Genomic DNA, 12,350 nt, shown 5'->3' with positions numbered 1-12,350 from the left:
TTACCTCTCTGTGTTATTCCCGGATCAATCAATTGCGCTTGTCATCAGTTCTCTTGCCGAATGCAGCCGGATATAAGCAACCCACGCCGCCAGCAACGTGAATACCCCGGCAAACAGGAAGCAGGCCGCATAGCCAAAATGTTGAGCAACAACGCCGCCGATAACACCAGCCAGGATGGCGATTGCCGCGTCAGTACATTGAAAGAGGGTGAAGTCGACACCGGCCTGCAAAGGCGATGAAAGCGACATCAGCGTGGCGTAAAGACAGACCAGCGCGCAGGCCAGCGAAATGGACTGGACAATGACCAGACACTGGAGAATCGGCAGCAACAGATGACCCGGCGCCATCATGAACGTCATCACCACCGCCAGCAGCGCGATCCCCTGGACGCCATAAGCCGTCAACAGCGCTCTGCCGGGTGAGGTGTATTTCATCAGTAATCCGCCGGCCAGCGTTCCTGCTATGCCCGCTGCAATATTGCCGCCGCTGAACAGCGCGCCCAACGCAGACATGCTCAACCCATGATCCAACAACAGCGGCGCCAGAAGAGGCAGCACAAACCGCATGCCTGAATTCAGCATTAATACCAGCAGTAAGCCCAGGCGCGCCTGCTTCCTCCTTAGCGCATAACCTAACGCCGGAACATGCGGGATAGGCGCTGTTCGCGTCGGCTCCGTAATGCGCCACAGCGGGAATGACAGCGCCATCATCAGCATCGCCATCATCAGCATGGCGACAGGCCAGCCGGATGCTGCCGACAACATCAGGAACACCCCGCCGCCGCACATCATTCCCAGATAGCTGCCGCCGACCTGCACGCTGTTTCCCCAGCCGTAACCCGCGCGAGTCAGTTGATCGACGCAAAAGCCGTCGCTGGCGATATCAATGGTGGAAGCGACCGTGCCTGCCACCATAAACAGAACAAATAACGCGACGATTTGCGTATCGGGAAATCCTCCTTCTCGCCCAAACCAGCCAATCGCTGCGGCAATCATCAGGATCGCCGCTAGCGCGACCTGACCACGCAGGATTAACATCCGCGAACGGCGTTCCTGGCTACCGGGCGGAAGCCGCCAGCGTTCGATCCACGGCGCCCAAATAAACTTCAGCGCCCAGGGCAGCATGAACAGGGTTGTCGCACCGGCAAGCGCCAGCGATCCGCCAGCAGCGCGCACCAGCGCGGGTAAGGACTGCATAGACAGCGCCGATACCAGACTCTGCGTCACATAGACGCCGGCAATAGCAAAAATCACCCGCCCGGTCGTCAACGTCAGCGGTTTCACATTCGACTGAACATCACTCATGCACCCACTCTCCAGACGCGGAAACCCCGTCGTCGCGCCACACGTGCGCGGCCATTTGCGCCTGCCACAGCGCCTGATAACGTCCATGATGTGAGAGCAATTGCGCATGAGTACCCTGCTCAACCACCTGTCCCTCTTCTATCACCAGAATGTTTCCGGCCCCGGCGATGGTGGATAAACGGTGAGCGATGATAATCACCGTCCGGTTGTGAACCAGGTTATCGATCGCTTTTTGCACCGCCAGCTCGCTTTCAATATCCAGCGCGGCAGTCGGTTCATCGAGAATGACGACCGGCGCGTTTTTCAATAACGCTCTGGCAATGGAAATCCGCTGGCGCTCGCCGCCCGATAGCTGGCCGCCCATCTCTCCCATTGGCGTCAGCCAGCCTTGCGGAAGACGGGAAATAAACTCAAGGCACTGCGCCGCGCGGGCGGCCTCTTCTACCTCCTGCCGCGTCGCCTGTGGGCGCGCGATACGGATATTCGCCAGCAGCGTGTCATCAAACAGCCAGACATCCTGGAAAACAACAGAAATCAGGCTATTGAGCTGTTCCGGCGTCAGGCGGCGAATATCGACGCCGCCAATAGAAATCTGCCCTTGCTGCGGATCGGCATAGCGCATTAACAGTTTGGTGACCGTAGTTTTGCCTGCGCCGGAGGCACCCACCAGCGCGCTCATACTGGCTGCCGGGAACGTCAAAGAAACATGATTAAGCGCGTGGCCGTCGCCTTCTTCGTAGCGATAGCTGACGTTGTCAAAGCGGATATCGTAACGTTCCGGCATCTCGCTTTGCTCTGCGACGGGAAGCGGTGCTATCGCCATAAACCGCTCAATCCGTTGCAGGGCGCTGGCGATCAGTTCCACAACCGAGGTGTAGCTGATAAACATCGCCATCGGTTCTGCGAAGCGCATAATCATCGCGACGGCGGCAATCAAAAAGGCGAGGTTCAGAGTGCCCGTCACTACCCAGACGATCCCGGATAACACCACCACCTGTAGGCCCAACTCCACGACGCTGGCGATCAGCATCGTCGCGCCAGCGCCCTGACGGTGAGTGCGGGTCTGTAAGTTTTCCAGCGCATTGAAATGCGCCAGCAGCGCCCGGCTTTTATCGGCATCGCTGCCGCAGGTGCGCAATACCATCATCCCCTGAGCAAATTCAACGATATCGCCGCTCAGACGCTGGTGCGCTTCCCCCAGCGTCTGCATTTGTCGCCGCATCGCCGGGCGGCGCCAGTAATAAAACGGCACCAGCAGAGGGAAGATCAGCAACATCACCAGCCCCAGCCGCCAGTCTATCCACAATGTCGCCAGCGACGCCGTCAGCGGCGTGACAATGGTGAGCAGCAAAATATTGGCTATCGCAATAACATAATTGAGGTTTTCATCCACGCTGCCCAGCAGCAAGGCGTTCATTTCACCCGCCCTGCCGCGCTGGAGCTTCTCCAGCGGCACGCGGCGTAACTGCTCGCCAAGTCGCAGGCGCAACTCATGGGTGGCCTGCGCCAGATGACCACGGTATTCAAAGCCCAGGCCATACCAGCGTAGCACCAGCGTCACAATTGCGGCGACGCTGAAGGCCATAGCCCAGTTAAGAAGTTGCGGCGCGTCTCCCCGTAACAGCGCATCAATGATCGGATAAAGACAGGCAAAGGCGATCCCCTGCATGAATGCCGCCAGCAACAGCGCCAGCATACTGCGTCGCAGCATCCTGGCCTGACTGCCAACGCTGGAGATAAGCTGGCGCCAGTTGACGCGCCAGGCCAGGTTATCCGCAGGATTATTGTCTTTCATTTTCCACCACCTCTTCCTGTGTTCCACCCGGCACCCAATGCTGCGCCTGCTGATAGTGTTGCCAGAGCCGTTGATACAGGCCGCCCTGCGCCAACAGTTGCGTATGGTTCCCCATTTCCCTGAGCTGTCCGTCGGAAAACAGCAATATCACATCGGCCTGAGTCACCATTGAGAGACGATGCGCGACCATGATGACCGTCCGGCCACGCATGGCCGCCGCGAGCGCCTTGATAAGCGCCGCTTCGTTTTCCGGGTCAGCAAACGCCGTCGCCTCATCGAGCACCAGGATGGGGCGATCCTGCAAAAGCGCCCGGGCGATAGTAATGCGCTGCCGCTGGCCGCCGGAGAGAAATACCCCACGTTCCCCGACTCGTGTGTTGTAACCTTCTGGCAGAGCGCTAATAAAATCATGGGCCTGCGCCACTCTGGCCGCCGCTATTACCGCCTCCAGCGGCGTATCCGGCGCGCCCAGACGAATGTTATTGGCTATCGTGTCGGCAAAAAGGAAGTTGTCCTGAAACACAAACGAGAGTTGCTTCATCAGGGTGTCCGTCTGCATATCACGCAGATCCACGCCTCCAATACGGATATGGCCTTTGTCCGGGTCGGCGTAACGCAGCAGCAAGCGCGCCACGGTGCTTTTTCCGGCGCCGCTTGGCCCGACCAGCGCCACAATTTGCCCGGCAGGCACATGAAAGCTCACCTCCTGCAACGCGGCGCCAGTACGCGCTTGCGGATAATGAAAGCTCACCTGCTCAAAGGTAATGCTCGCCTCTTGCGGCTGCTGGTCAGACTGCGGCAGCGATAACTCCGGCATCGCGAGAACCTGATAAATACGCTGAATGCTTAAACGCGTTTGCGCGACCAGGTTATTGAGCATCATCATTGGCATTACGGCTTCGGCCATTCCGCTGCCCAGCAGTAAAACGGCCACCCACGCGATAAAATCGAAACTGCCATAGTGCAGCAGGCCGTATCCCGACCAGATCAGGACAAACAGGGTCGGGAGAGGATTCAGAATCGAGAAGGAAAAACGCGCTGAAAAACCGGCTTTGCGATACCAGGTTTTGAGCACATCGACCCACTCTTCAAGGGCGCGTTGATAGCGCAAAAAACTGGTGCTGCCGCTATCAAACGTTCTCACCACGGGCATGGCCTGCACGAACTCAATCACCGCCGCGCTAACCTGCTCGCGCGCCTTATGATAACGCTGAGCCATATCTTCCGAACGCTGGCGGGCGAGCACGAGAACAACCGATCCAAACGCCAGTACCCCCAGCGTCGCGATTGCCAGCCGCCAGTCCAGCCAGAACAAGATAACGATTGTCGCCAGCGGCATGATGATCGCGCGGGCATAGAGCGGCGTGCTGTCGGCCACAAAAATATGTAACGACTTCACGTCATCCAGCATCACTTTCGCCACTGACCCGCTGCCCATTTGCTGTAACACGCCAGGCGGAAGCTGCAATGCTTTACGGGCTAACCTGCTGCGCAGAATGTTCTCCAGATGAAAAGCCGCGTAATGAGAGGTGTTGAACGCCTGTAAGCGCAGAACAAAAGTTAAGACCACGCAGCCGATCACGCCGCCCAGCGGCCAGGCCGGAATAGCGTCAGGCGTCGCGCGAATGTCACGCAGGCTCCACGCCAGAAAAAGGAGCGCCCCCAGGCTGGTTAATGCCGCCAGCCCCGCCAGCGCCATAGCTAAAATAACCTTCCTGCGAACCGGTGTAATCACCTGCCAGAGAGGAAATCGGGACAGCGATTCAGTATTGGATGATTGAGATGACATGGGAGTAACTGAATTTCCTGATGAATTTTTACGGACGCCAAAAACGACAATTCAGGGTGGCGTTCTGAGAATTAATGTGAATAATAACCATTATCAATAACTCATCTACCCCATTCGGTTCTATTTATACCCGCATTGGTCTAAGCCACAGGGAGATAACCAGGTCATGACGGAGTCACCGCAAACGCAATCTGAAATCTCTATTCACCAGTTGGTGGTCGGGAAACCTGCAAACGATGGCAATATTCCTGCTCAGTGTGAACTGCTGCGCTGTTCGTTGCAGGAAGGTATGGATATTTTGCTCTGGAGGGGCCATTTTGCGCGGCCTGAGACGTTGCAGCTACACGACGATCTGGGCAGGATTAACTTCTCGTGCATCCTGGAAGGCACATCGCGCTTTGCGATTCAGGGACTCCGGCGCCACACCGACTGGGAGCTTGCGCGCAATCGCCATTACATTACCCATACGCCAGACTGTCGCGGCAGCGCCTCCTATTGTGGCCGATTCGAGAGCATTACCCTCTCCTTCAGCCCTGAAACCCTCGCGCTGTGGGTGCCGGATATTAGCGCGGTCATTAAGAATAAGATCGACTCCCACTGCTGTTGCCAGCAGCAGCGTTGTAATGCTGAAACCCACTTAACGGCTCAGGCCTTGCGTCACGCGCTGATGCGCATGCACGGCGGCTTCAGTCATGAACAAAAGCCGTCGACGCTATGGTTGCAGGGGCAAAGTCTGGTCATGCTCAGTCTGGTGCTGGATGAACATCGCGAAGACGCCAGTTGCCTCTCCTGCCACTTCAACCCGATGGAACGCCAGAAACTGCTGCGGGCGAAGGATCTGCTGCTGGCTGATCTGACGCAAGCGCCGGGCGTCGCGGAGCTGGCCAGAGAGTCCGGTCTGAGCGTTCTCAAAATTAAGCGAGGCTTCCGCGTTCTGTTCAACAACAGCGTCTATGGCCTGTTTCAGGCTGAACGAATGCAGGAAGCCAGAAGACGCCTGGCCAACGGCAATACCTCCGTCATGACGGTGGCGGCCGATCTGGGCTATGCCAACGCCAGCCATTTCTCTGCCGCCTTCCAGAAACAGTTTGGCGTAACCCCTTCGACCTTTAAACGCGTGATGTAACCGGGGTCGCGCCCCCCTAAACTCCTCCCTGACAGAGGCCCGGATACCCCATCCGGGCCTCTGTTCTTTCCGCCTGTTACCAACCCGAAACGGGCATAAATAAACCCGTTTCGGGTAGCATCCAATTGTTAATAATTATTATTCTCATATGAGCAATGCTTTTCGGTAAGACGTGCCATCAGGAGGAAGAATGATTTCTGGCGCACCATCTCAGGATTCGCTGTTACCGGACAACCGCCACGCGGCTGATTACCAACAATTACGCGAGCGGCTCATACAGGAACTGAATTTAACGCCGCAGCAGTTACATGAAGAGAGCAACCTGATCCAGGCCGGCCTGGATTCCATAAGATTGATGAGATGGTTACACTGGTTTCGTAAAAATGGCTACCGCCTTACCCTTCGCGAGCTGTATGCCGCCCCCACGCTGGCGGCATGGAACCAGTTAATGCTCAGCCGGTCGCCTGAGAACGCGGAAGAAGAAACGCCGCCCGACGAATCATCCTGGCCGAACATGACCGAAAGTACCCCCTTCCCATTGACGCCAGTACAGCACGCCTACCTGACGGGCCGCATGCCGGGGCAGAAGCTTGGCGGCGTGGGTTGCCACCTGTATCAGGAGTTTGAAGGCCATTGTCTGACGGCGTCGCAGCTGGAGCAGGCCATCACGACCTTGCTGCAACGCCACCCAATGCTGCATATCGCCTTTCGCCCCGACGGGCAGCAGGTCTGGCTACCGCAACCTTACTGGAACGGCGTCACCGTTCATGATTTACGCCATAACGACGCTGAAAGCCGCCAGGCCTATCTGGACGCACTGCGCCAGCGCCTGAGCCACCGTCTTTTACGCGTGGAAATCGGCGAAACGTTTGATTTTCAGCTGACGCTCTTGCCGGACAATCGCCACCGCCTCCATGTCAATATTGACCTGCTGATTATGGATGCCTCCAGCTTTACGCTTTTCTTCGATGAGCTTAACGCCCTGCTGGCCGGAGAATCGCTGCCGGCTATCGACACCCGCTATGATTTCCGCTCGTATTTGCTGCACCAGCAGAAGATCAATCAACCACTGAGAGACGACGCGCGCGCTTACTGGCTGGCGAAAGCATCGACGCTTCCCCCCGCGCCCGTCTTGCCGCTGGCCTGCGAACCCGCCACGCTACGTGAAGTCCGTAATACCCGACGCCGCATGATTGTCCCGGCAACACGCTGGCACGCCTTTAGCAACCGGGCCGGCGAGTATGGCGTGACGCCGACAATGGCGCTGGCGACCTGTTTTTCTGCCGTGCTGGCTCGCTGGGGCGGCCTGACGCGTCTGCTGCTTAACATCACCTTATTCGACCGCCAGCCGCTGCACCCGGCGGTTGGCGCGATGCTTGCCGACTTCACCAATATTCTTCTGCTGGATACCGCCTGCGATGGCGATACCGTCAGCAACCTGGCGCGTAAAAACCAGCTCACGTTTACGGAGGACTGGGAGCATCGCCACTGGTCCGGCGTCGAATTACTCCGTGAACTCAAACGCCAGCAGCGCTACCCCCACGGCGCCCCGGTGGTATTTACCAGCAATCTGGGGCGTTCCCTCTACAGCAGCCGCGCAGAATCGCCGTTGGGCGAGCCGGAATGGGGCATCTCGCAAACGCCGCAGGTCTGGATAGATCATCTGGCGTTCGAGCATCACGGCGAGGTCTGGCTACAATGGGACAGCAACGACGCGCTGTTCCCTCCGGCGTTAGTCGAAACATTGTTCGACGCCTACTGCCAGTTGATTAACCAACTCTGCGATGACGAAAGCGCCTGGCAAAAGCCGTTCGCAGATATGATGCCCGCCAGCCAGCGCGCGATACGCGAACGGGTCAACGCCACCGGCGCCCCCATTCCCGAAGGCTTGCTGCATGAAGGCATTTTCCGTATCGCTCTGCAACAGCCGCAGGCGCTGGCGGTAACGGACATGCGTTATCAGTGGAATTATCATGAGCTGACAGACTATGCCCGCCGTTGCGCGGGCAGGTTAATCGAGTGCGGGGTTCAGCCCGGCGATAATGTGGCTATCACGATGTCGAAAGGCGCAGGACAACTTGTTGCGGTTCTGGCCGTCCTGCTGGCCGGGGCGGTTTACGTTCCGGTTTCGCTGGATCAGCCTGCCGCACGGCGCGAGAAAATCTACGCTGACGCCAGCGTCCGGCTGGTGCTCATTTGTCAGCACGACGCCAGCGCCGGGTCAGACGATATTCCCGTCCTTGCCTGGCAGCAGGCCATTGAGGCGGAGCCGATCGCCAACCCGGTAGTACGCGCCCCCACGCAACCGGCCTACATTATCTACACCTCCGGCTCTACCGGTACGCCGAAAGGGGTAGTCATTTCTCACCGGGGAGCGCTTAACACCTGTTGCGATATCAATACCCGCTATCAGGTTGGCCCGCATGACAGGGTGCTGGCCCTCTCCGCCCTACATTTTGATTTATCGGTTTACGACATTTTTGGCGTACTGCGCGCGGGCGGCGCGCTGGTGATGGTGATGGAAAATCAACGGCGCGATCCTCACGCATGGTGTGAGCTGATCCAGCGCCATCAGGTCACGCTCTGGAACAGCGTCCCGGCGCTGTTCGATATGCTGCTGACCTGGTGTGAAGGTTTCGCCGACGCCACGCCGGAAAACCTGCACGCAGTGATGCTTTCCGGCGACTGGATCGGGCTTGACCTCCCCGCCCGTTATCGGGCCTTCCGGCCACAAGGACAATTTATCGCGATGGGCGGCGCCACCGAGGCGTCTATCTGGTCTAACGCCTGCGAAATTCACGACGTCCCCGCCCACTGGCGTTCCATCCCTTACGGTTTTCCGCTAACCAACCAACGCTACCGGGTGGTGGATGAACAGGGCCGGGACTGCCCTGACTGGGTGCCGGGTGAATTATGGATTGGCGGCATTGGGGTCGCGGAAGGCTATTTCAACGATCCCCTGCGTAGCGAGCAGCAATTTTTGACGCTCCCGGACGAGCGCTGGTATCGCACCGGCGATCTCGGCTGCTACTGGCCAGATGGCACAATCGAGTTCCTCGGTCGTCGCGACAAGCAGGTCAAAGTCGGAGGATATCGCATCGAGCTGGGCGAAATCGAAAGCGCGCTCAGCCAGCTGGCGGGGGTGAAACAAGCAACCGTTCTGGCGATCGGCGAAAAAGAAAAAACGCTGGCGGCATACGTTGTTCCTCAAGGCGAGGCTTTTTGCATTACCGATCATCGGAACCCGGCACTGCCGCAGGCGTGGCACACGCTTGCGGGAACGTTGCCCTGTTGCGCCATCTCGCCAGAGATCTCCGCAGAACAGGTAGCCGATTTCCTTCAGCATCGCCTGCTAAAACTGAAGCCGGGTCACACCGCTGGCGCCGATCCTCTCCCCCTGATGAACTCACTCGCTATCCAGCCGCGCTGGCAGGCCGTGGTGGAACGCTGGTTAGCATTTCTGGTGACACAACGGCGACTGAAGCCCGCTGCTGAAGGTTATCAGGTCTGCGCTGGTGAAGAACGCGAGGATGAGCACCCGCACTTCAGCGGACATGATTTAACGTTATCGCAAATTCTTCGCGGTGCCCGTAACGAACTGTCGTTACTGAACGACGCGCAGTGGTCGCCGGAAAGCCTGGCCTTTAACCATCCGGCCAGCGCCCCGTATATTCAGGAACTGGCGACAATTTGCCAACAGCTTGCACAGCGCTTACAGCGCCCGATACGCCTGCTTGAGGTGGGAACCCGCACTGGCCGCGCCGCAGAATCGCTGTTAGCACAGCTCAACGCCGGACAGATTGAGTATGTCGGGCTTGAGCAGAGCCAGGAGATGCTGCTGAGCGCCCGGCAGAGGCTCGCCCCCTGGCCTGGCGCCCGTCTGTCCCTCTGGAATGCAGACACGCTGGCGGCGCACGCTCACTCGGCGGACATTATCTGGCTTAATAACGCCCTGCATCGTCTGCTGCCGGAAGATCCCGGGCTTCTTGCGACATTACAACAGCTTGCCGTTCCCGGCGCGCTGCTCTACGTGATGGAGTTTCGCCAGTTAACGCCGTCCGCCCTGCTCAGCACGCTCCTGTTAACCAATGGGCAGCCGGAGGCCTTGCTGCATAACAGCGCCGACTGGGCGGCATTATTTAGCGCGGCCGCCTTCAACTGTCAGCATGGCGATGAGGTCGCGGGGTTACAACGCTTCCTCGTACAATGTCCTGACAGGCAGGTGCGCCGCGATCCCCGTCAACTTCAGGCCGCCCTCGCTGGACGTCTGCCGGGGTGGATGGTGCCGCAACGGATCGTCTTCCTCGACGCCTTACCGCTGACGGCTAATGGGAAAATTGACTACCAGGCGCTGAAGCGTCGTCATACCCCTGAAGCGGAAAACCCGGCCGAAGCGGATTTACCCCAGGGCGACATTGAAAAACAGGTTGCCGCCCTCTGGCAGCAACTCTTATCAACTGGCAATGTCACCAGAGAAACCGACTTCTTCCAGCAAGGCGGCGATAGCCTGCTGGCGACCCGTCTGACCGGGCAACTTCATCAGGCAGGTTATGAAGCGCAATTAAGCGACCTGTTTAATCATCCCCGGCTGGCGGATTTTGCCGCCACGCTGCGGAAAACCGACGTCCCGGTCGAACAACCATTCGTCCACTCCCCTGAAGATCGCTACCAGCCCTTTGCGCTTACCGACGTGCAGCAGGCTTACCTGGTGGGGCGTCAGCCGGGCTTTGCCCTGGGCGGCGTCGGCTCACATTTCTTTGTTGAATTTGAAATTGCCGATCTGGACCTCACCCGGCTGGAGACGGTCTGGAACCGATTAATCGCCCGCCACGATATGCTGCGCGCCATCGTGCGTGATGGACAGCAACAGGTGCTCGAACAGACGCCCCCCTGGGTGATACCCGCACACACCCTCCATACGCCTGAAGAGGCGTTGCGGGTGCGCGAAAAACTGGCGCATCAGGTACTCAACCCCGAAGTGTGGCCGGTATTCGATCTCCAGGTCGGATACGTGGACGGGATGCCTGCCCGCCTGTGGCTGTGTCTGGATAACCTGTTGCTTGACGGTCTGAGCATGCAGATCCTGCTGGCGGAGCTGGAGCACGGCTACCGCTACCCGCAACAGCTGCTTCCGCCGCTGCCCGTCACCTTCAGGGATTATCTGCAACAACCCTCGCTACAGTCGCCCAATCCAGATTCTCTGGCATGGTGGCAGGCGCAGCTTGATGATATTCCTCCGGCGCCTGCGTTGCCGCTGCGCTGCTTGCCTCAGGAGGTTGAAACACCGCGCTTCGCCCGCCTGAACGGCGCGCTGGACAGCACGCGCTGGCATCGGCTGAAAAAACGGGCGGCTGACGCCCATCTCACCCCGTCGGCCGTACTGTTGTCGGTGTGGTCAACGGTTCTCTCTGCATGGAGTGCACAGCCTGAGTTCACGCTTAACCTTACGCTTTTCGACAGGCGACCGCTGCACCCGCAAATCAACCAGATTCTGGGCGATTTCACCTCGCTGATGCTGCTGAGCTGGCATCCCGGCGAAAGCTGGCTGCACAGCGCGCAGTCACTACAGCAGCGGCTGAGCCAGAACCTCAACCACCGCGATGTGTCAGCCATCCGCGTGATGCGTCAACTGGCGCAACAGCAAAACGTGCCTGCCGTTCCGATGCCCGTCGTCTTTACCAGCGCGCTGGGCTTTGAGCAGGATAACTTCCTCGCCCGGCGTAATCTGCTCAAACCGGTCTGGGGCATCTCCCAGACGCCGCAGGTCTGGCTCGATCACCAGATTTATGAATCCGAAGGCGAACTGCGCTTTAACTGGGATTTTGTCGCCGCGCTGTTTCCTGCCGGGCAGGTGGAGCGCCAGTTTGAACAGTATTGCGCATTGCTAAACCGAATGGCCGAGGATGAAAGCGGCTGGCAACTGCCGCTCGCCGCGCTGGTGCCTCCCGTTAAACACGCAGGGCAATGCGCAGAGCGCTCACCGCGCGTATGCCCTGAGCAATCTCAGCCACACATTGCGGCGGACGAGAGCACCGTCAGCCTGATTTGCGACGCCTTCCGCGAGGTGGTTGGCGAGTCTGTCACGCCCGCAGAAAACTTCTTTGAGGCGGGCGCAACGTCGCTGAATCTGGTGCAACTGCACGTTTTGTTACAACGTCACGAATTTTCCACCCTGACGTTGCTTGACCTCTTCACCCACCCTTCTCCTGCTGCCCTGGCCGATTATCTGGCCGGCGTCGCCACGGTGGAGAAAACAAAACGACCTCGCCCTGTTCGCCGTCGTCAGCGGCGGATCTAGCGCGAAGCAAACTGATTTTCCCCGGAACGCCATCGCG

5 protein-coding genes are annotated in these 12,350 nt (G+C 58.7%); 2 read left to right on the top strand and 3 right to left on the bottom strand.

The window, feature by feature from the left end:
• Positions 1-24 precede the first annotated feature (24 nt).
• The 3 genes from ybtX to ybtP are packed head-to-tail and all read right to left on the bottom strand — an operon-like array spanning position 25 to position 4,799.
• Positions 25-1,305, bottom strand: a complete 1,281-nt coding sequence (gene ybtX / locus ACOTXL_RS05710; protein WP_001593428.1) for a yersiniabactin-associated zinc MFS transporter YbtX — start codon at positions 1,303-1,305, stop codon at positions 25-27.
• Complete coding sequence (gene ybtQ / locus ACOTXL_RS05705) at positions 1,298-3,100, bottom strand: yersiniabactin ABC transporter ATP-binding/permease protein YbtQ (RefSeq protein WP_040210958.1); 1,803 nt, start codon at positions 3,098-3,100, stop codon at positions 1,298-1,300. Before ybtQ ends, ybtX begins: the two co-directional genes overlap by 8 nt.
• Positions 3,087-4,799: a yersiniabactin ABC transporter ATP-binding/permease protein YbtP gene (gene ybtP / locus ACOTXL_RS05700; protein WP_001327262.1), complete on the bottom strand. Its 1,713-nt coding sequence runs from the start codon at positions 4,797-4,799 to the stop codon at positions 3,087-3,089. The genes ybtQ and ybtP overlap by 14 nt, the downstream gene beginning before the upstream one ends.
• A 256-nt stretch (positions 4,800-5,055) precedes the next feature.
• Here ybtP and ybtA point away from each other — a divergent pair, with 256 nt between their 5' ends.
• Together ybtA and irp2 are read left to right on the top strand one after the other, a co-directional pair.
• Positions 5,056-6,015, top strand: coding sequence for a yersiniabactin transcriptional regulator YbtA (gene ybtA / locus ACOTXL_RS05695; RefSeq protein WP_000140406.1), 960 nt, complete (start codon positions 5,056-5,058; stop codon positions 6,013-6,015).
• Positions 6,016-6,205: 190 nt separating this feature from the next.
• Entirely contained in the window at positions 6,206-12,313 is a 6,108-nt protein-coding gene (irp2, locus tag ACOTXL_RS05690; RefSeq protein WP_040210963.1) for a yersiniabactin non-ribosomal peptide synthetase HMWP2, read from the top strand.
• Positions 12,314-12,350: the final 37 nt, after the last annotated feature.

The sequence above is a fragment of the Enterobacter cloacae complex sp. IR5402 genome, assembly GCF_049238125.1.
In the GTDB taxonomy this organism is placed as follows: Bacteria; Pseudomonadota; Gammaproteobacteria; order Enterobacterales; family Enterobacteriaceae; genus Enterobacter; species Enterobacter hormaechei_C.
The sequence above is the reverse complement of the archived record's forward strand: the minus strand, read 5'-3'. Positions and strand labels throughout refer to the sequence as shown.

Bases quoted from the DNA above. Each gene is read 5' to 3' on its own strand.
- ybtQ (WP_040210958.1), bottom strand. From the start codon at position 3,100: ATGAAAGACAATAATCCTGCGGATAACCTGGCCTGGCGCGTCAACTGG.
- irp2 (WP_040210963.1), top strand. From the start codon at position 6,206: ATGATTTCTGGCGCACCATCTCAGGATTCGCTGTTACCGGACAACCGC.
- ybtX (WP_001593428.1), bottom strand. From the start codon at position 1,305: ATGAGTGATGTTCAGTCGAATGTGAAACCGCTGACGTTGACGACCGGG.
- ybtA (WP_000140406.1), top strand. From the start codon at position 5,056: ATGACGGAGTCACCGCAAACGCAATCTGAAATCTCTATTCACCAGTTG.
- ybtP (WP_001327262.1), bottom strand. From the start codon at position 4,799: ATGGCGCTGGCGGGGCTGGCGGCATTAACCAGCCTGGGGGCGCTCCTT.